This is a genomic window from Rickettsiella endosymbiont of Litargus connexus (assembly GCF_964277335.1).
Classification (GTDB): Bacteria; Pseudomonadota; Gammaproteobacteria; order Diplorickettsiales; family Diplorickettsiaceae; genus Aquirickettsiella; species Aquirickettsiella isopodorum.
Window position 1 is genome coordinate 1,472,352 of the sequence record NZ_OZ195516.1, and the last position, 21,042, is coordinate 1,493,393.

The window sequence follows — 21,042 nt, forward strand, 5'->3', positions numbered from 1 at the left end:
ATAGATTGAATTTTAAATACGTAGAAAATTATATTTTAACAATTAAAGCAAAATATAAATCCTTACAAAAAGCTAATGCTCATCCTTTTTCATTACGTATTATTGATGAGGAAGTTTGTACCAAAAATGGCGAAACGATATTCACATTACAATTAGTCGGAAAAAATATAATTTCTAAACTTTATACTGTAGAAATTACTAATGATAAAAAATTATTAAAGTCATTATCGCCTATAGATTTATTAAAAATTCTAAACGCCTCGAATAAAAAATTTCTATGCAAGAAAGAGAATATTATTCTTTTTCCTTGTCAAGCTTATTACAAACTAATTGCTAAAGATTATAATCATATTCTTCAACAAGCCATTTTTACCTTAGAAATCACTCGTGCAAATAAGATCACTCAGAAAAAATTAATAGCGCTAGACATTGCAAATAATCCTTTAATTTTAGAAAAACTTACGCCACAAGAAACGTATGATTTGGGCTATACCGTAGGTTCAGAAACCATACTTAGAGAATTACTTTATTTATCTCGTCTTTAAAAATATTCGGAAAAATAGAATATACCTCTAAAACACAAGCATAAAAAATCCTTATTTTTAATAAAATTTCTACTTGAAATTGAAAATTCTGCCCTCATGTTGTTCATATTGACCTATTGACTATCCTAAGAGGTATTAGATTTATGACGACGACTGTTGAAAAACAAACATTTGGCTTTAAAACGGAAAGCGCACAATTATTAGACTTAATGATTGATAAAATTTATAAAAACAAAGAAATTTTTTTACGTGAACTAATCTCCAATGCTCACGATGCCATAGAGAAATTGCGTTTTAAAGCCTTATCAAATCCTCAAATTTATGAAGAAGATGCTGAACCCAAAATTGCTTTAGTCATTGATAAAGAAAACCGTACTATTAGATTAATTGATAATGGAATAGGTATGACTTTGGATGAAGTTATTTCAAATCTTGGCACCATCGCAAAATCAGGCACCAAAGAATTCTTAGATTCTTTGACCGGAGATATTTGCAAAGACACTCAACTTATTGGTCAATTTGGTGTTGGATTTTATGCTGCCTTCATGGTCGCCAACAAAGTAACTGTAAAAACTCGCGCGGCAAATGAATCACCAGAAAAAGGTGTCTGTTGGGAGTATAACCGAGAATCTAAAGACGGATATACTATAGAAAATATAACCAAGCCTGAACGAGGGACCGAGATCATTTTGTATTTAAAGAAAGATGAAGAAGAATTTTTAGAAGACTGGCGTTTACGAGGCATTATTACTAAATATTCTGATCATATTACTTTACCTATTAGTATGAAAAAGAACATTACAAACGAAATCTCTTCCGATACGACGGAAAACAAAATTGTTGAAAAAGAAACAGGTTCTACTTGGGAGACGGTAAATAATGCCACAGCACTATGGACATTATCTAAAGATCAGATTAATGATGAGAAATATAAGAAATTTTACACACATCTCACGCATGACCAAAATGATCCATTTACTTGGATTCATAATAAAATAGAAGGGACTCAAGAATATACTACTTTACTGTATATCCCCTTGCAGGCTGGGCCCTTTGATTTTTGGAATCACGAAAAACCACGCGGTTTAAAACTATATGTTAAACGTGTGTTCATTATGGATGATGCTGAGCAATTTTTACCGCGTTATTTACGTTTTGTAAAAGGAATTGTAGATAGCAATGATCTCCCGCTAAATATTTCTCGAGAAGTTTTACAGAATAATAAGCAAATTGATAACCTACGTTCGGCTATAACTAAACGCATATTAGAAACATTAAGTTACCTTTCTAAAGAGCAAACTGATAAATATTTACAATTTTGGAAGGAGTTTGGCAATATTTTAAAAGAAGGTTTTGCTGAAGATTTTGCAAATCGCGATTTGCTTGCTAAACTTTTAAGATTTAGCTCTACCCATTTAAATAAAAGCGAGCAAACCATTAGTTTTGAAGACTATATAGCTCGCATGAAGCCAGAGCAAGATAAAATTTACTATATCACCGCAGAAAACTTTTCAGCCGCTAGTCATAGCCCTAATTTAGAAATTTTTCGTGAGAAAGAAATTGAAGTATTGCTTCTTCATGATCGTATCGATGAATGGTTAGTTGCCCATTTAACTGAATTTGATGGCAAAACTTTACAATCGGTAGCTAAAGATTCAGATATATCAGAGATAGCTGAAGTAAGAAGTAAAGCATTACAAAAACAATACGAGGATGAATTTGGATCTTTATTAAAACAGATCCATGAAATACTTAAGGATAAAGTTAAAGAAGTTCGTATTTCGCAACGCTTGACCAGTTCTCCTGCCTGTATTGTAAAAGAACAAAATGCCTTAAATAGTCAACTAAAACGTATGCTAGAAGCTACTGGGCAAAAAATACCAGAAAGTAAGCCGATACTTGAACTAAATACCAAACATAAATTTATACAAGATTTGAAAGATGAACAAGATGATACTCGCTTAGTAGAATGGTCACACTTACTCTTAGGGCAATCCATACTTGCTGAGGGAGAACAACTGGATGATCCTGCTGGATTTGTAAGAACATTAACTAACCTATTAGCAGCAAGTAAATAATAACCTTATCTTTGGTGTATAAGTCTCTTCGAGATATGAGACTTATACACATCAAAATTGTTTATTCAGCTATCTATAGACTTTTTGCTAAATTATCATAGAATAACTGGGATGTATTCAAGATACATGAGGATTGCGAGTTGATCGGTAACACAGACAACAATTCAAGTGTGAAGAATATGCCTTACCAATTAAATAAAGTACCATCTAATTTTCTATTAATGGGAAGATAAGCGCGTTCATAAGGATATTTTTCCGCCAATTTCTCATTAAAATTTACGCCTAAACCTGGCTGAGTACTAGGGTATAAATAACCCTTAGAAAAGCTATAATGATGTGGAAATACGTCATTAGTCTTATCGGTATGCTGCATATATTCCTGTATCCCGAAATTATTAATAGAAATGCCAAAATGCAAAGCCGCCGCCATTGTGATAGGAGATACGTCGGTTGGGCCATGACATCCTGTTTTCACATGATAAACTTCAGCCATCGCTGCAATTTTTTTCATGTGTGATATTCCTCCACCATGCACAACGGACATGCGAATATAATCAATCAGCTGCTCGGTAAATAAAATATGTGTATCCCATATCGTGTTAAAAACTTCTCCCACCGCGAGAGGAGTCGTTGTATGTTGACGTATAATTCGAAAACCTTCTTGTAACTCTGCAGGCACTGTATCTTCTAGCCAAAATAAATGATAGGCCTCTAATTCTTTTCCTAAACGAGCCGCTTCGATAGGTGTCAAACGATGGTGAGCATCATGCAGAAAATGAGGATTGTCGCCATAGGTTTTACGCAATTCTTTAAATAATTTAGGAATATAATTAAGATATTTTTCAGTAGACCAAACACACTCTTGCGGTAAACCTTTAGTGGCAGGTTCATAATACATTTTATCTTTAGAAACACCGTAGCTATTAGGTAAGCCTGGCACACCAGTCTGTGCCCGTATCGCTAAATAACCTAGGTCAATATATTTTCCAACTTGATTGATAGTATCGGAAATATCTTTGCCATTTGCATGACCGTAGACCATCACCCCTTGACGGCTTTTTCCACCCAATAAATTATAAACCGGTGTATTTAAAACCTTTCCTTTGATATCCCATAAAGCCATATCAATCGCAGCGATAGCTGCCATAGTCACAGGCCCACGACGCCAATAAGCACCGCGATAAAAAAATTGCCAAATATCTTCAATTTGTGCAGGATCTCGACCAATCAAACAAGGGATAAGATCTTCTAAATAAGCTTTAACAGCCAATTCTCGCCCATTTAAGGTGGCATCACCTAAACCATATAAACCCTCGTCAGTGATTATTTTTAGTGTCACAAAATTACGGCCGGGACAAGTCACAAATACCTTAGCATCTTGGATTTTCATATCGGGAACCTCGACGAGATCTAGTTTTATATTCTTCGCATGAATTTTTGTCTGTGTTATCGCTCAATTCACAATCCTCATGTATCTTAATACACTCCGGTTGCTTCATTCTCGTAGCACCTTGCCAAAAATCTTATTGCTGTGACTATATATTTCTTTAAAATTATGTCAGTAGTTCAAATTTAAAAATTATTGAATGACTAGATCATTCAAACGGTTACGCCCAATGATTGGATACTGTTCGACTTCATACACAGCACCACTAACGGGTGCCGATTGATCAGCAAGCCAAAATACTACATGGGCTGCCACATTCTCTGGTGATAATAAACGACCGCTAGGCGCATACATTTTGGGTATTCTTTCTTGCCAATTTTTTGGAAGGCCTTCTGACATTTTTAAACAAACCTCATTCTCCGTAGGTGTCCATCCAACATTTAATTGGTTAACTCGAATCAATTCTGGACCTAAGCTATCTGCTAAATTACGTGTGAACGTCATCAGTGCTCCTTTAGAAGCAGAGTAAATCAAAAGATCAGGCTGGCCTGTGTAAGCATTCATAGAGCCTATATTAACAATAGTTCCACCTACTTTCTGCTTTCGAAAAATTTCTACTGCCGCTTTGCATAATAATAAAGGGGCATAGAAATTAACTCGCATAATCGTTTCGCAAGCTTCCAAACTGGCTGAGTCAATATTGTTGCGTGGATAAATACCTGCATTATTAACAAGACCATCTAAGCGGCCAAATTTTTTTTCTGTTTCTTTTATTAAATACACATAGGATTTTTCATCCATTAAATCAGCCAATAAATAACTACTAACTTCACCTAATTCTTGAATTAATTTTTTAGCACAATCTTCTTTACGGCCATGGATCATGACTTTAGCACCCTCCGCAACACAACGCCGAGCGATTGCAGCGCCAATACCATTAGTGGATCCGGTAATCAGAATAACTTTATCTTTTAACATCATTTAAATTTTCTGCCTATACTTTATTTTAATTAAAGAAAAAAACAAAAGGCCTTTTTAGTATTGAAAATACACTAGATACACGGGGTGTCATACCGAGTTCACGGCTAGGCCGACCCAAACGCAAATTATTTTCAATTTGTTCTAAAGAACAATTTTTTGTTTCTGGAACAACCAAGTAAACAAAAATCCAACCCAACACGCACAGAAATGAATATAACCAAAATGTGTGACTAGTGCCTATAAACTGAATTAAGGTCAAAAATGTCAATGATACCAGCATATTAAAACCCCAACTCGCAGAAATGGCTAAGCTAGCGCCTACACCACGAATATTTAATGGAAAAATTTCTGAAATAATTAACCACATAATAGGACCTAAACTCATTGCAAAACTAGCAATATAAATAACCATACTCGCTACAGCTATCCAACGTAACGACGTAAATACAGGAAAGTAAAAAGCTGTTCCCAAAATAACTAAACTAGTAAACATACCTAAAAGACCATAAAGTAACAAAGGACGGCGGCCCCATCGATCTATAAGCGGCAAAGCAATAATAGTAAATAATACATTCATTATTCCAATACCTAGGGTTGCTAAAATAGCATTGCTTGCATATTTAAACCCAGCTATCTGTAAAATAGTCGGCGCGTAATAAATAATGGCATTTATCCCCGTAACTTGCTGGAAAAAACTTAAGCCTAGACTAATAAAGAGAATAGGGCGCAACCATTTTGCCAATAATTGACGATGTGTTCCCTTTTCAATTTCTACTGTTTGACGGATTTCATCAAATTCTTTATTGATATTTTCACCATGGCGTATACGCTGTAAAATTGTACGGGCTTTCTGATCCCAACCTTTTAAAATTACCCACCGAGGGCTTTCCGGCAAATAAATAGTCCCTAACAATAAAATAACCGCTGGAACAACGCCTAAACCTAGCATCCAAGGCCATTGTCCAGTGTCAGAAAAATAATAATTAATTAAATAAGAAAAAACAATCCCTATGGTGATGGCTAGCTGATTCAAAGAAACTAACATCCCGCGAATTCGTTTTGGAGCAATCTCAGCGAGATAAAGGGGTGCTGTAAAAGAACCTATACCTATAGCTATACCTAATATTATTCGACCTGTAATTAAGAAAATTAAATTAGGTGAAAATGCCGTAGCTAAAGAGCCTATAATAAAAGTGAGTGCGGTAAAAACCAGTACTTTACGTCGGCCAAATAAATCACTTACTCTGCCACTTACACCAGAACCTATTAAAGCACCAAATAAAACGGCACTAACCACCATTTCAACTTGAAAATTAGTTAGTATAAAGTCTTTTTTAATAAATAAAATAGCGCCAGAAATAATTCCAGTATCATAACCAAACAACAACCCTGCTAAAGCCGCAAATCCAGAAATGGTATAAATCAACCAATTAGGGTTTGATACTTTTATCATAAAAAATAATCTCTTTTATGGTATTTAATAATTACTTTACCTCTATCAAAACTAAAAGCAAGGTAAAGCCTAAAAAAACTAACCACTTATTTGAAAAATTGTCAGTACTTACGACCAATATTTTTCAATTATAGGCTTTTCATTAGGCTAAATAAGAAGGTTCAGGTAATCCCTTAATATCCGTTTCTATGGCAAAAAGCATTCCTGATTGAGGAGCGTCAGTGAGCTGTGCTGCGTTTAAATCTATTGAAGCCGATGTAACATACAAAGTTGTTAACTCTGGGCCCCCAAAACAACAACTCGTAGGTCTGGGTATTGGCATAGGAATAATACTATCTATTTCACCGGTTGGAGTATAGCGAGTAATTTGCCAACCATCCCAATGACAACTCCAAAGATAACCTTGACTATCGACGGTAAGCCCATCAGGAAAACCTTCTTCTTTGGGAACTTGTGCAAATATTTCCATTTGCCCCAAACTCCCATGAATAGGATCAAATTCATACTGATAAATCTGACGAGCAGGGGAGTCGCAAATATACATTAAGCTATTGTCTAAATTCCAAGCAATACCATTACTTACGGTAAAACCATTAAGCATTTCTGTGACATTGCCTTTATTCAAACAATATAATGCACCAATAGGCTCTTGTTCTGCGATATCTTTTGTCCCTACCCAAAATCGTCCTTGTCTATCACATTTACCATCATTAAACATGACATTTTTTATTCCTTGTAGTGGTAAAGCAATGTTTTTTGCCATACCCGTAATGGTATCAATAGTCACAAAACGATCCCTTAATGCGGCAATTAAATTTCCTTTAGCACACCAAGCGATTGAGCCTATTTCACTAGGCATAGTAAATTTATCAATGCTGTTATCATTATTTAAGCGATATAAAGTTGCAGCTATGATGTCTACCCAATATAAACACTTTTCAATAGGGTGCCAAAGTGGCCCTTCTCCTAATACCATAATTTGTTGACATACCACATTAAGTTTCATACTTGTTACCAAATTAATCGATAGATGCTTTCATGTTGATAACGATCGCCCGGCAATAAAAAAGGCGATGGAAATTTGGGATAATTAACAGCACCAGGAAGATTTTGTGTTTCCATACAAAAAGCACCATAACGTTGTGTTCGTAAGCCTGCACCAATCGGATAATCTCTCAAACTATTACCTATATAGAATTGTAAACCTGGTTGTGTAGTATACACTTCTAATATGCGCCCACTTATAGGTTCTTTAATTTTCGCAATGAACTGAGGCTGATAGTTTATTATAGGAGGTAATAGATAACAAAGATCATAACCTTTTATAGTCATATCTTTTATGTGTTCACCAATCGAATGAGGTTTACGAAAATCAAATGGGGTTCCTTTCACATCTGCTATTTGGCCGGTTGGTAGCAAATCTTTATCCGTGACAACATAACGATCGGAAAAAATTTGCAATACGTGATCCAATATGGTTCCACATCCTGCTCCTGCCAAATTCCAATAAGCATGGTTAGTCAAATCAACTGGTGTGGCTTGATCCGTTTCTGCTTGAAAGGAAATCTTTAATTCGTTGTCTAGAGTTAAGGTATAGGTGATTTTTATATCAAGGCTTCCAGGATACCCTTGATCTCCATCAGGGCTCATATAAAAAAAATTGACACTTGCTTGATTTTCCTGAATTGCAACTTCACATTGCCAAACCACTTTATCTAAACCTTTTTCTCCACCATGTAAATGATGAGCAAAATTTTTATTTTTACTTAAAAAATAATCTTTTTTTTGATAATTAAAATGTGCGCTAGCAATACGATTGGCGACCCGTCCTATAGTGGCTCCGAAATAAAATTCATGTGCTAAATAAGCATCAAGATGATCAAATCCTAAAGTAAGTTCCTGCATATTACCTTGTGAATTGGGAACTTGTACTGAGGTTAATGTGGCACCATAATTTATAATACTAATAGACATTCCACTTGGATTACGCAATGTATATTGAGTTATAAGTTGTCCATCAGGCAATTTTCCAAATGCAGACGACTGACAAACAATTTTCTGCATATTATTCTCAAAATAAATTTGGCATTATGATTCGAGGAATAATAGCGCCTGCTTGCGTTATAACCTTTGCAGCTAACTCATGGCCATATAAGCTAGCCTTTATGGGATCAAACCCTAATAGTCGCGCCGCTAAATAAGCACCATTAAACGAATCCCCAGCTGCAGTAGTATCAATAACCTTATCAACCAAACAGGTTGGAACTCGTTGTTGATAATTAACCGTAGCGACTAAAGCGGGTTCGGCACCACATTTAACTACTATTTCAGTGACTCCATTTTCGAGTAATCGTTGGACACAAGCTTCTGGTGTTGCATCACCAAATACTAATTGATCATCTATAAAAGTAGGTAAAGCAATATCAACATATTTTAAAAAAGGTTGTATGGTTTTTCTTGCAGAGTCCGAATTAATCCATAAAGAAGGGCGATAATTTATGTCAAAAATAATTTTTGAGCCTTTTTGCTTAGCTTTTTGTAAAATACTCTCTAAATATCCTCGACTCGCTTCATCAAGTATGGCCAAGCTAATTCCTGAAAAATATAAATAATCCATTCCTATCAATTGCTTAGATAAATCAATTTGATTATCACCTTTAAATAAATCTCGCGCTGCAGAGTTAGATCGATAAAAATAGAATGTTCTTTCTCCTTTACTATCGGTACGAATTAAGTAAAGACCAGGCAATTTATTCTCTATGCGACGAATTAAATCGGTTTTAAGACCCTCAGTTTGCCAATCGGATAACATTTGATCGCTATAGGCATCGTGACCTAGGGCGGTTACATAATGAATATCAAAAGCTTGGTTTCTCAATAATCGGCGTAAATAAATCGCAAAATTTAATGTGTCTCCTGCAAATGAAAGAGACAATGAAGTCGACGTTTGGTGTGATAATTCCAACATTGCTTCACCGATCACACCAATATGCTTAATTTTAGACATAAGCGGCTTTATTTAAATTGGGTTTTTTTATTATAGTGTAGCTTTGTTAATATTTGCTTAGCAAAAAAGACGAAGGTATTATGTCCTATAAATTTATAGGACATTGATGCTTACTTTAATTGATATTCTAGGCCAGAGTCGCATTATACCGATTATTGTAATCGATAACGTAGAACATGCAATCCCTTTAGCTGAAATACTCCTGAAATCTGGATTTAAGGTTTTAGAGATCACCTTACGCACTGCTTGTGCCTTAGCGGCTATCGAGAAAATAAATACAGCATTTCCAGAAGCTATAGTCGGGGCAGGCACTATTGTTGAGCCTAGGCAATTTTCTCAGATAAAATCCGCGGGGGCAAAATTCGCCGTTAGCCCGGGTTTAAATAAAACTTTAGTGCTTGAAGCTGAAAAGAATAATATTCCTTATATGCCAGGTATTGCTACGGTTAGTGAGGCATTGTTTGCTCATCAACTCAAATTAAAAACTCTTAAATTTTACCCTGCTGAAAGCATGGGCGGCATTAAAACACTACGAGCAATCGCTGAAATTTTACCTTTACATTTTTGTCCTACAGGCGGCCTGCATGCTGATAATTTTTTTAATTATCTAAATTTAGCGTATGTCGCTTGTGTGGGGGGAACCTGGATAGCCCCCCGTAAACTTATTGCCAAAGGTGCATTTAATGAAATCTCAACTAACGCCTATCAAGTTCAGAAAATTATAAAAAACAAGACCCAAGGCTATTGATAATCCGCAAAGTCTACTCAACTTTTCGTAGTTTTTTCTTATGGATAAGCTAATCTTACGAAAATATTCAACCGATTTAAACTCGGCAATAACATCCAGAAAGAGCCCAGGACCAGTTTATTCAGCTACTCATTAGCATTTGGGTATTATCGAGGCAAAACTGATGATTAATCCGATTCAGACGCAGATAGCAAGCAGCCATAATGGAAAAAGCTTACGCTTCTTCTTTACGTTATGTAAATTTTATATTCAAAAATAAATCAAATCTTATTGTTTTTAAATAAAATTTGCGTTTTTTAATATTACAATCTATTAAGTAAATCTTTAAAACAATAAGCACTTAAAAGTTGGTAATATTTAAGACATACTCTTGGTTTTAGATCTGGGACTAAATTCGGTATAATGTTTCACTCTAAACCAAATAAGGAGAAAGGCACTATGACTATGCAAACCGTGGATAATACGCTTAATGATATTTTGCAGAGTAATTATATGCAGCAACTTGATAGACAATTAAATGAAAATCATTTATTGAAACACCCTTTTTATCAAGCTTGGTCTGCTGGGAAATTGTCAATAGATAATCTTCGTGATTATGCTTGTCAATATTATCACCATGTAGATGCTTTTCCGCGATATATTAGTGCCACTCATAGCAATTGCCAGCATTCTGAGGCACGAAAAGTTTTATTAGGCAATCTAAACGACGAAGAAGGGATGAATGGCCTCGATAGTCATCCGGTCTTATGGTTACAATTTACCAAAGGGTTGGGTTTATCAGAAGCTGCAGTGGCTAACAGTGCACTTTTTCCAGAAACCAAACAATTTATTGATGAATTTCTGACTTTATCACGCTCATCGTATGCAGAAGGCTTAGGGGCTTTGTATGCTTATGAACGTCAAATTCCACAAACAGCTGCCAGTAAAATCACTGGGTTGAAACAATTTTATGGTATTGTCGATGAAGCTACTTTGAAATTTTTTTTAGTACATCTTGAAGCCGATGTAGAACATGCCGAGGCAACTAAAACACTAATAAAAAATTTACCTATGGAAGAAAAAATATCCGCAGAAAAAGCTGCAAAAAAAATAGCCAAATCTATTTGGAATATGCTAAGCGGCATACAAGCACGAACGATGACTAATGTTTGTGAAGCGACAGTCGTTTAATTATCGACCATACAAGGTTTAATTAGAAAGTTTATTGGTTTTTATACTCGCACCAATTGGATTTTTGATAAGGTGTTCAGTAAAGCAACGGAAATGTATTAATATACATAAGAATTCCGAGTGGATCGGCAGCGGACAAAAATTCAAATGCTTAAGAGTAGCTTGAATTGATAAACTTCTAATCCTCAATTAAACCCATCTGAAACAGACACACGGCGAATTTTTCCGCCTAACTGTGATAGTTTCTCTTCAATGCATTCATAGCCACGATCGATATGATAAATTCTATTCACAGTTGTTTCACCTTCAGCAGTTAAGCCTGCCAGTACTAAACTCGCCGAAGCTCGTAAATCGGTGGCCATAACTTCTGCACCCATTAACTTATTGACTCCTTTACAAATAGCAACATTACCTTTTAAAGTAATATCAGCTCCCATTCGGCGCATTTCTTGGACATGCATAAAACGATTCTCAAACACTGTTTCGGTAATAATTCCAGTTCCTTCCGCAGTAATATTAAGTGCCATAATTTGTGCTTGTGCATCGGTCGGAAAAGCAGGATAGGGCGCAGTACTCACATTAACGGCTTTGGCACGTTTATTCCGCATATCCAGTTCGATCCAATGATCGCCAATAGCAATTTCTGCACCTGCTTGACGCAACGTATAAATAACGGCATCTAAAGTGTTTGCCTGAATATCTTTTAAGCGAATAAAACCTCGTGTGCAAGCAACCGCAATTAAATACGTCGCCGCTTCTATTCGATCCGGCAAAATTCGATAATAACCGCCTGTTAGTTGTTCAACACCTTCGATGGTAATCGTATCTGTTCCTGCATCACTAATATTCGCACCAATACTATTTAAAAAATTAGCTAAATCAACCACTTCAGGTTCACGCGCGGCATTTTTTATAACTGTTTTACCTTTGGCCAGCGTCGCGGCCATCATTAAATTTTCAGTCCCAGTGACCGTGATAGTATCTAATTCAATCAATGCGCCCTGCAAACGTTCTTTAGTTTTAGCTTTGATATAACCATTTTCTATTTCAATTTTAGCGCCCATGGCTTCAAGTCCTTGTATGTGCAAATTGACTGGGCGTGTACCAATTGCACAACCACCAGGAAGTGAGACTATCGCTTCACCACAACGAGCAAGTAATGCGCCAAGAACTAAAATAGAAGCACGCATTTTACGTACTAATGAATAAGGGGCGTAGGAATCAATTAGATCACGTGAACGCACCTCTAAGCTCATGCGTTCGCCTATGGTAAATTGTGCCCCCATGCCACTTAAAAGCTCTACCATGGTAGTAACATCTTGTAAGTGAGGAACATTAAATAAAGTAATGGGCTCCTCTGATAATAGGCAAGCTGCTAAAATAGGTAAGGTTGCATTCTTTGCACCAGAAATTCGAACTTCGCCTTGTAATGGGATGCCACCTCTAATAATTAGTTTATCCACCATTTATCTCTCTACTCTATTTTTATATCTTACGATGCCCAGTGATTCTTTAAATACTTACTTTTTACTGCAGGATTTCCAAGATACTCTTCGCAGTTGATTTTTTTGTGTTGCAGCCCCGCAATCCTCATATATATTTTCTAAACTGCTTCATTTTTTCAGCGCCTTGCTCAAAAGACCAATTGATAGTCTTAAGCACGAAATTTATCTTGGTGACGAACATTTTTATTTATTTACTTTAGGCTTGAACATCATAACGAGCGGTTTATGGGCAATATTTTTTCCAAATTAGATACTCTAATAATGGCAAGCATTTGTGTAGGTAAAGCCACAAAACGAATTTTTTGATCCCGTTGTTTTAGCATTCGGGTCCAAGTGATCAATAATGCCACTCCACTACTATCACTTTGAGTAACCTGTTCTAAATTAAAAGTCAGTAACAAGGCTTTATCTTTTTTTAAGGTATTCTGGCTGAACTGCCATATGCCAGGTACCGTATGGATATTTAATGCGCCCGTTAATACATAATGATCTTTCTTAAATTGCAAAGATGGCTTTTTCATTTGTATTAGTAATTTTGATTATTATGTTGAGCAAGTTTATTAATCAGGCCATCAATACCGTTATTTTGCAACTCTTGCGCAAATTGAGAACGGAAGCTTTCTATAATACTCACTCCACCTACACTAAAATCATAAAGCATCCATTGTCCATTCACTCTCATCAGTCGATAACTAAGGTTAATCGAAGGGCCTGTTTCGCGAACAATCACGCTATTAACCTGTACACGAGATTCGCTATTATAATCTCCCCTTAGTGGTAAAAAATTTACTCTTTCATTGGTGTATTGGGCCAGAGCACTCGAATAAGTACGTATAAGCAAAGTAACAAATTGTTGCGCAAAAGCTTGTCTTTGCATCGGCATAGCACGTAACCAAGCTTCACGACCTAAAGCTTTACTTGACATACTCATGACATCGACATGCGGCAGCAAAATTTGATTAACTATTCCGTAAACAATCTGAGGTTTTGTTTTAAGTGTCGCTTGATTTCGTTGCAGAGCTGAAATTAATTGATTAGAAGTACTTTGTAGTAAGTCTACAGGCGAAGAAATAGCCCATGCCATTGTACAAATTAATAACCCAAAAAATACGAATATTATCTTTTTCACTTCTTACCCCCTGAATTCTTTAAGCTAAATATTAATTGGCCGATAAGATCTTCTAAAATTAATGCGGGATGCGTATCTTGTACGATACCGTTATTATTCAAAAATGTATGGGAAAATCCTGGTGTTAGGCTAATATAGTTTGCCCCTAATAAACCTTGAGTTAGAATACTTGCGTAAGTATCAACTGGCAATTGTTTATATTTGGAATCAATTTTCATCGTCACAATAGCTTTAAATTGAACATTATCGAGCTTTATTGCACTTACTTCTCCAATGTGCACACCTGCTAAAGACACTGGCGAACGTATTTTCAATCCACCTACATTGTCAAAAGCCGCTGTTATATTATAACCGTCTCTACCAATAGAGCTACTTAACCCACTTACCTTAAAAGCCAAAACTAATAAAGCAAGTATTCCAAATAACATAAAAAAACCAACCCAAATTTCTATTATTCTCTCGCGCACTTACCAACCTCCCATCATCACTGCAGTTAATACAAAATCCAAGCCTAGTACAGCCAGGGAAGAATAAACAACGGTACGCGTTGTCGCTCGTCCAATTCCTTCAGCAGTAGGAACCGTATCATATCCTTGAAACACAGCTATCCATGTAACAACGCCGCCAAAAACGATACTTTTTATAATTCCATTCACTATATCATCATGAAAATGAACAGCCGATTGCATAGCGCTCCAGAACATTCCACTATCAACACCTAACCAAACAACACCCACTAAATATCCACCCCAAACTGCAACCGCACTAAAAATGATCATTAATATGGGCATACTGATGAAACCACCCCAAAAACGAGGTGAAATAACGCGCCATAGTGGATCGACTCCCATCATTTCCATGCTTGTAAGTTGTTCTGTCGATTTCATTAAACCAATCTCGGCGGTCAATGCTGAACCGGCTCTTCCTGCAAATAATAATGCCGTTACCACTGGCCCTAATTCCCGCACCACACTTAAAGCCACTAATTGACCTAATTGTTGACTTGCACCAAATTTATTTAAAGTATTATAGCCTTGCAATCCCACTACCAAGCCTATAAATAATCCTGACAAGATAATAATGACTAAGGATAATACGCCAATAAAATATAGTTGTTCGATTAATAAAGGAAAACTTTTTTTAAAACGTGGCTTACGAATTAATAAATGTACTAAAAATAGTCCCGAACGGCCAAAACTCATTAATAGACGTAGACCAAACTGACCCAATAATTGTAACTTTTCTAATATTAACATAGCATTAATGCAGCAAATCTTGGGTATAGTCGATAGCGGGATAATGAAATGGAACCACGCCATCCGGTAACCCTTGTAAAAACTGTTGAACCTCTGGATCTTTATCAGCATGTACTTTTTCGGGAGTACCATGACCAATAACTTTTCCACTAGCAATCACATAAATATAATCCGCAATACTTAGCGCTTCTTTTACATCATGAGATACTAAAATTGTTGTAATACCTAAGGCAGCATTTAGATCAGAAATGAGTTTAACGATCACGCCCAAAGCAATAGGATCAAGACCCGTAAAAGGTTCGTCATACATAATGAGTTCTGGGTCTAAAGCAATCGCTCTCGCTAAAGCGACACGCCGTGCCATCCCCCCTGAAAGCTGATTAGGCATAAGATTTTTAGCACCCCGTAAGCCAACGGACTGTAATTTCATCAATACAATATCACGAATCATAAAATCAGGTAGCTCGGTGTGTTCTCTTAGAGGAAAAGCAACATTTTCGTACACGCTTAGATTGGTAAATAACGCCCCGCTCTGAAACAAAATACCCATTTTGCGACGTAAGTCATATAATTGTTCTCTAGGTAGTTTATTAATTAACCTCCCATCAACCTGGATATTGCCACGCTCAGGTTTTAACTGGCCGCCTATTAAACGTAATAGTGTCGTCTTTCCACAACCACTAGGACCCATAATGGCCGTTATTTTACCTCGAGGAATATTCAGTTCGATACCTGAAAAAACAGTACGTCCATTCCGATTAAAATATAAGTTTTGGATATTGACGAAATCACTCAAGTTACTCGTCCCCTTTTCTCACTTTTTCTATCAAATAATCAGTAACCTGCACAAAACGCGTAGGGTCTCCAGCTATCCCGGTCATGCTGGGATCAACTTTATACCGATTATCAATAACTAATGTAGGCGCTGCAAGAATTTTGTCCTCTTGCATTAAGGTATCACTTCTCAACAATTGCGCATCAATACCTGGGGAAAAACTCGCAATACTTTCAAACTCATGTTGCTTAACGCCGTGCTTTATAAAGAACTCTTCTTGAAGTTTAGGATTTGATAAATCTTGTCCTTCAACATGGATAGCTTTAAATATAGCCGGCGTCAATTTTTTTTCGACTCCCAACATTTTTGCAATATAATAGGCTCGAGCTAAACTGCGCCAACTAGGCTGAAATACTATCGGTACCCGCTCAAATTTTACATATTCTGGTTTCTTTGCAAGCCATTTGTCCAATGTTGGCTCAAAATGATAGCAAGCAGAACAAGCATAACTAAAAAATTCAACCACTCGCACTTGTGTCTTTGGAGTTAATTTAGGAATAATCTCCGATGTAGAAATGACTTCATAATCCTTTCCCGCTTTAAAACTCATCGGCGGGGGTGTTTTAGAACTATTATTCATTTTCCCACAAGAGGTTAAAATAATTGACAATGCTAAAAACAATAGGCTACGTAATCTCAATGTAAGCATACAGCCCTCTTTCAATAAAATACAAAAAAACAAGTAAAACTCTGTCAAAACTATTAGTTTGGCTTATTCCAGTCAATGGCCTCTTATAGATTATAGATATAGCAGGCAAAATCTTTTTTCTTAAGGACCACCAATATACAATTAAACTAATCTAATAGGTTTTGTAGCATCTATAAAAATGGCCAAGCATAACACAGCTTATCAAAAAACGTTAAGTGAGAAATACTATGACTTAAAGAAAAAATCTATTTTGAGGGTTAACGACACTTTTCGATTTACCAAGTAGGTAAAAAACGTGGTTTTCCTAATTACATTTAAAGTTTTTTGCACATTGAATTAGTTGATAAACGCATAGTATAGTTTTAAAGAGATAGTATTTTGTCATTTTTAGATATTTAAGTTGAATCTAAAAATCTGATAATCAAAGAGACAAATATTTTCTTCATAGAATACGATAAGGATTTAAAAAATATTAATAGTTCTTATTTAACTATTTTTTTATGGAGATACACTATGTGGAATATATCCGAACAAATACGTTATCAAATAATTGCCCAATATCGAGACAATACCATTTTGGTCAATATTCTAGACCAAGGCTTATATTTTATTCGTTCAGCTAATCAAATTTTTACTGCACCCACACTAATGAGTGGATTTTCACAAGAAGATGCCGCTTTAATAGGCTATATAGTAGGTTCAGAAAATCATAAAGTCTAAATTTCGATAAAAAATAGGTTTTTATTTCTAGTTAATTAAAAATACTAACTTTTTAGAGATATCGCATAACTTTTAATAACTAGAAATTGCATGCTGTTTAAGCTTATGTCAAAGTAACTTTATGAAAATCTGGCCAGAGGAGATCTTAGTGGCAACACAAAACCAAGAACTATTAAAAAGTAAGGTGGCAGAGGCTGCATTAGACTACATCAAAGCAGGCTCCGTTTTGGGCATAGGGAGTGGTAGCACAATAAATTATCTTATTACTGCGTTAGCCTCTATCAAACATAAAATCGAAGGCGTAGTTCCAGCGTCCATAGAAACAGAAAAGCGACTAAAACAGCTTAATATTCCGGTATTAGATCTAAATAGTGTCGGAGAGTTAGCACTTTATATAGATGGTGCTGATGAAGTCAATCCCCAACTGCAACTTATAAAAGGTGGCGGAGGGGCATTAACACGTGAAAAAATTATTGCGGCTGCAAGCAGAAATTTTATTTGTATTGTTGATGAAAGTAAGTATGTCAAAATGCTAGGACAAAAAAACCTACCTCTGGAAGTTATTCCTATGGGGCGTAGTTATGTTGCGAGAGAATTAGTAAAATTGGGAGGCTTTCCTGTTTATAGAGAAAAATTTATTACTGACAATGACAATATTATATTAGACACTCAACATTGGGATTTTACTGATCCTATTAAACTCGAACGTTTACTAAATAATATTCCGGGTGTAGTGGGTAATGGATTATTCGCCCAGCGTCCTGCAAATAGGTTACTCATAGCAAATCAAGGTGGCATTAAAACAATTGAAACATCATAATTTTATTAATAACGATAATAATCTGATTTATAAGGTCCTTGGGGCTTAACACCAATATAATCAGCTTGCGCGGGAGTCAGTTCAGTTAATTTAGCACCCACTTTTTCTAAATGTAAACGTGCCACTTGTTCATCAAGTGCTTTAGGTAACATATAAACCTTACCTTTTTCATAGCGATCATTATATTGCCATAATTCAATCTGTGCTAAAACCTGATTAGCAAATGAGTTAGACATAACAAAACTTGGATGTCCTGTCGCACAGCCTAAATTAACTAGACGACCTTCTGCTAATAATAGTAAACGCTTTTTATCAGGAAAATTTATCTGATCAACTTGTGGCTTAATATTTAGCCAAATGAATTGGCGTAATCCAGCCACATCTATCTCAGAATCAAAATGGCCAATATTGCAAACGATAGCCAAATCTTTCATCTGTTTCATATGTGACAAAGTGATAACATCTTTGTTTCCAGTAGCCGTTACAAATATGTCTCCTAGTTTTGCCACATCATCCATAGTGACTACCCGATAGCCTTCCATGGCCGCTTGTAATGCGCAAATGGGATCAATTTCGGTAATCCAAACTGTGGCACCATAGGCGCGGAGACTTTGCGCGCATCCTTTTCCTACATCTCCGTAACCACAAACTACAGCAATTTTACCCGCGATCATAACGTCAGTTGCTCGCTTTAAGGCATCAATCAAAGACTCTCTACAACCATAAAGATTATCAAATTTAGATTTTGTTACCGAATCATTCACATTAATCGCTGGGACTAACAATGTTTTTTCTTTTTGCATTTGATAAAGTCTATGCACACCCGTCGTTGTTTCTTCTGATACCCCTTTAATAGCCTGTAATAGTTTAGGGTACTTTTCATGGAGTAATAAAGTAAGATCTCCTCCATCATCTAATAATAAGTTTGGAGCCCAGCCATCCGATCCGATTAAAGTCTGTTCAATACACCACCAAAATTCCTGTTCTGTTTCTCCCTTCCAAGCAAAAACTGGAATATTTCGGGCCGCCATAGCTGCTGCGGCATGATCTTGCGTGGAAAAAATATTACACGATGACCACCGTACTTCAGCACCCAAATCAAGCAATGTTTCAATTAAAACTGCCGTTTGTATGGTCATATGCAAACAACCCGCAATGCGTGCACCCGTTAAAGGTTTTTTGTTAGCATATTTTTTGCGTAAAGCCATTAAACCTGGCATTTCTTTCTCAGCAATGGTTATCTCTCGTCGCCCCCAATCCGCTAAACTTAAATCAGCAACTTTATGGTCAGCAATGCTATTTTTTAACTTTTCTGTGATCATAAATAAATACCTTTTTCAATGACAATAACTTAAATTAAAATAGTAATTTTTGGTGTTCTTACATTCATAGCATGGATTTTTGTTAGGCGCCGCATATGATGCGCCTGCATGTATACACTATACTGAGGATTGCGGATTGCATGGCAACACAGGCAAAATTCAAGTAGAAAGAGAATAAATTCAAAATTCTGTTAGTTGTTTGCTTTCATGGGTTAATAAGTCTGAGCGTAATAATTCCTTCTTATCAAGTTTTTCCCAGGGAAAATCTTCGTTTTCACGGCCAAAATGGCCATAGGCTGCAGTGGGTTTATAAATAGGCCTTAATAAGTTGAGCATTTCAATTAAGCCTCGTGGCCTTAAATCAAAATGTTGTTGGATTAACTCAATAATACGTTGATCAGATAATTTAGCTGTTCCAAATGTATTAATATTGATAGATGTGGGCTTTGCAATACCGATAGCGTAAGAGACTTGAATTTCACACCGTTCGGCTAAGCCTGCAGCAACTATATTTTTAGCAACATAACGCGCAGCATAAGCTGCTGAACGATCGACTTTACTGGGATCCTTGCCTGAAAAACAACCTCCGCCATGACGCGCCATACCACCATAAGTATCGACGATAATTTTACGTCCTGTTAAGCCCGTATCACCTAAAGGCCCCCCAATAACAAAACGACCCGTAGGATTGACATAATACCTTGTGGATTTTGTTAACCATGCTGAAGGAAAAGTAGGCTTGATAATCTCTTCCATGACAGCTTCTTTCAGATCATCGTAAGCAATATCAGGCGCATGTTGAGTAGAAAGCACTATCGCCTCAACACCGATAGGTTTACCATTTTGATAACGTAAACTTACCTGACTTTTAGCATCAGGTCGCAACCAACTCAAATTATTATTTTTACGTAACTTCGCCTGGCGTTCCATTAATCGATGCGCGTAAGTAATAGCCGCAGGCATCAACACATCAGTTTCATTACTGGCATAACCAAACATTAAACCCTGATCGCCAGCGCCTTGTTCAAGTTTATTGATCTTATCCACTCCCTGAGCAATATCAGGTGATTGTTTGCCAATAGCAGTCATAACTGCGCAAGATTCCCAGTCGAATCCCATCGATGAACTATTGTAGCCAATCTCTTTAACAGTTTCCCTGACGATCTGCTCTACATCAACCCATGCAGTCGTAGTTACCTCGCCCGCAACCAACACCATCCCTGTCTTGACTAGGGCTTCACAGGCGACTCTAGCATTTTTATCCTGAAGTAAAATTGCGTCTAAAACGGCATCAGAAATTTGATCGGCAATCTTATCTGGATGACCTTCCGATACTGATTCCGAAGTAAATGTTGTGTAATTATCCATTTTTATTCTCAAATCTAAAAAGAGAAGTGACTTAAAAACTAAGCTTTAAAATCAAAAAGAAGTATATAC

21 protein-coding genes are annotated in these 21,042 nt (G+C 36.3%); 6 read left to right on the forward strand and 15 right to left on the reverse strand.

Features of this window, described 5'->3' with window-relative positions; all coding sequences use genetic code 11:
* The first annotated feature begins 5 nt into the window (after positions 1–5).
* Together ACICP9_RS06555 and htpG are read left to right on the forward strand one after the other, a co-directional pair.
* Positions 6–545 carry a hypothetical protein gene (locus ACICP9_RS06555; protein WP_395497718.1) on the forward strand — a complete coding sequence of 180 codons (540 nt, stop codon included), beginning with the start codon at positions 6–8 and terminating at the stop codon, positions 543–545.
* Positions 546–688: 143 nt separating this feature from the next.
* Positions 689–2,623 (forward strand): molecular chaperone HtpG, encoded by a 1,935-nt coding sequence (gene htpG, locus ACICP9_RS06560; protein WP_395497720.1) that lies wholly within the window; start codon positions 689–691, stop codon positions 2,621–2,623.
* Between the two features lie 184 nt (positions 2,624–2,807).
* On the opposite strand, the gene manD is transcribed toward htpG, so the two are convergent.
* The 6 genes from manD to ACICP9_RS06590 form a co-directional block, all read right to left on the reverse strand.
* Positions 2,808–4,013 carry a D-mannonate dehydratase ManD gene (manD, locus tag ACICP9_RS06565; protein ID WP_395497722.1) on the reverse strand — a complete coding sequence of 402 codons (1,206 nt, stop codon included), beginning with the start codon at positions 4,011–4,013 and terminating at the stop codon, positions 2,808–2,810.
* 189 nt (positions 4,014–4,202) lie between these two features.
* Entirely contained in the window at positions 4,203–4,991 is a 789-nt protein-coding gene (locus tag ACICP9_RS06570; protein WP_395497724.1) for an SDR family NAD(P)-dependent oxidoreductase, read from the reverse strand.
* A gap of 25 nt (positions 4,992–5,016) precedes the next feature.
* Positions 5,017–6,444: a sugar porter family MFS transporter gene (locus ACICP9_RS06575; RefSeq protein WP_395497726.1), complete on the reverse strand. Its 1,428-nt coding sequence runs from the start codon at positions 6,442–6,444 to the stop codon at positions 5,017–5,019.
* Between the two features lie 142 nt (positions 6,445–6,586).
* Positions 6,587–7,450 carry an SMP-30/gluconolactonase/LRE family protein gene (locus ACICP9_RS06580; protein ID WP_395497728.1) on the reverse strand — a complete coding sequence of 288 codons (864 nt, stop codon included), beginning with the start codon at positions 7,448–7,450 and terminating at the stop codon, positions 6,587–6,589.
* Between the two features lie 5 nt (positions 7,451–7,455).
* On the reverse strand, positions 7,456–8,508 hold the full coding sequence (locus ACICP9_RS06585) for an aldose epimerase family protein (RefSeq protein WP_395497730.1): 1,053 nt from the start codon (positions 8,506–8,508) through the stop codon (positions 7,456–7,458).
* Positions 8,509–8,515: 7 nt separating this feature from the next.
* On the reverse strand, positions 8,516–9,451 hold the full coding sequence (locus ACICP9_RS06590; protein WP_395497732.1) for a sugar kinase: 936 nt from the start codon (positions 9,449–9,451) through the stop codon (positions 8,516–8,518).
* A gap of 106 nt (positions 9,452–9,557) precedes the next feature.
* On the opposite strand from ACICP9_RS06590, the gene eda reads away from it, so the two are divergent.
* Positions 9,558–10,199, forward strand: a complete 642-nt coding sequence (gene eda, locus ACICP9_RS06595; protein ID WP_395497734.1) for a bifunctional 4-hydroxy-2-oxoglutarate aldolase/2-dehydro-3-deoxy-phosphogluconate aldolase — start codon at positions 9,558–9,560, stop codon at positions 10,197–10,199.
* A gap of 438 nt (positions 10,200–10,637) precedes the next feature.
* Entirely contained in the window at positions 10,638–11,369 is a 732-nt protein-coding gene (locus tag ACICP9_RS06600; RefSeq protein ID WP_395497736.1) for a CADD family putative folate metabolism protein, read from the forward strand.
* Between the two features lie 185 nt (positions 11,370–11,554).
* Here ACICP9_RS06600 and murA read toward each other — a convergent pair whose 3' ends face one another.
* From murA to ACICP9_RS06635, 7 genes are all read right to left on the reverse strand, one after another.
* Positions 11,555–12,832, reverse strand: coding sequence for a UDP-N-acetylglucosamine 1-carboxyvinyltransferase (murA, locus tag ACICP9_RS06605; protein ID WP_071663036.1), 1,278 nt, complete (start codon positions 12,830–12,832; stop codon positions 11,555–11,557).
* Between the two features lie 251 nt (positions 12,833–13,083).
* Positions 13,084–13,395 carry a lipid asymmetry maintenance protein MlaB gene (locus tag ACICP9_RS06610; RefSeq protein ID WP_071662880.1) on the reverse strand — a complete coding sequence of 104 codons (312 nt, stop codon included), beginning with the start codon at positions 13,393–13,395 and terminating at the stop codon, positions 13,084–13,086.
* Positions 13,396–13,400: 5 nt separating this feature from the next.
* Positions 13,401–14,003, reverse strand: a complete 603-nt coding sequence (locus tag ACICP9_RS06615) for a phospholipid-binding protein MlaC (protein WP_395497738.1) — start codon at positions 14,001–14,003, stop codon at positions 13,401–13,403.
* Positions 14,000–14,470, reverse strand: a complete 471-nt coding sequence (gene mlaD, locus ACICP9_RS06620) for an outer membrane lipid asymmetry maintenance protein MlaD (protein ID WP_395497740.1) — start codon at positions 14,468–14,470, stop codon at positions 14,000–14,002. The genes ACICP9_RS06615 and mlaD overlap by 4 nt, the downstream gene beginning before the upstream one ends.
* A complete protein-coding gene (gene mlaE, locus ACICP9_RS06625) occupies positions 14,471–15,259 on the reverse strand; it encodes a lipid asymmetry maintenance ABC transporter permease subunit MlaE (RefSeq protein WP_143750438.1) in 789 nt (262 codons plus the stop codon).
* A gap of 4 nt (positions 15,260–15,263) precedes the next feature.
* A complete protein-coding gene (locus ACICP9_RS06630; RefSeq protein WP_395497742.1) occupies positions 15,264–16,055 on the reverse strand; it encodes an ATP-binding cassette domain-containing protein in 792 nt (263 codons plus the stop codon).
* A 1-nt stretch (position 16,056) separates the two neighbouring features.
* Positions 16,057–16,743 carry a thiol:disulfide interchange protein DsbA/DsbL gene (locus ACICP9_RS06635; protein WP_395497744.1) on the reverse strand — a complete coding sequence of 229 codons (687 nt, stop codon included), beginning with the start codon at positions 16,741–16,743 and terminating at the stop codon, positions 16,057–16,059.
* Positions 16,744–17,256: 513 nt separating this feature from the next.
* On the opposite strand from ACICP9_RS06635, the gene ACICP9_RS06640 reads away from it, so the two are divergent.
* Positions 17,257–17,463 carry a hypothetical protein gene (locus ACICP9_RS06640; protein WP_395497746.1) on the forward strand — a complete coding sequence of 69 codons (207 nt, stop codon included), beginning with the start codon at positions 17,257–17,259 and terminating at the stop codon, positions 17,461–17,463.
* A gap of 121 nt (positions 17,464–17,584) precedes the next feature.
* Positions 17,585–18,283, forward strand: a complete 699-nt coding sequence (rpiA, locus tag ACICP9_RS06645; protein WP_071662884.1) for a ribose-5-phosphate isomerase RpiA — start codon at positions 17,585–17,587, stop codon at positions 18,281–18,283.
* Positions 18,284–18,288: 5 nt separating this feature from the next.
* Here rpiA and ahcY read toward each other — a convergent pair whose 3' ends face one another.
* Both ahcY and metK read right to left on the reverse strand, forming a co-directional pair.
* A complete protein-coding gene (gene ahcY, locus ACICP9_RS06650; RefSeq protein WP_395497748.1) occupies positions 18,289–19,605 on the reverse strand; it encodes an adenosylhomocysteinase in 1,317 nt (438 codons plus the stop codon).
* Between the two features lie 180 nt (positions 19,606–19,785).
* Positions 19,786–20,973 (reverse strand): methionine adenosyltransferase, encoded by a 1,188-nt coding sequence (gene metK, locus ACICP9_RS06655; RefSeq protein ID WP_395497750.1) that lies wholly within the window; start codon positions 20,971–20,973, stop codon positions 19,786–19,788.
* Positions 20,974–21,042 lie beyond the last annotated feature (69 nt).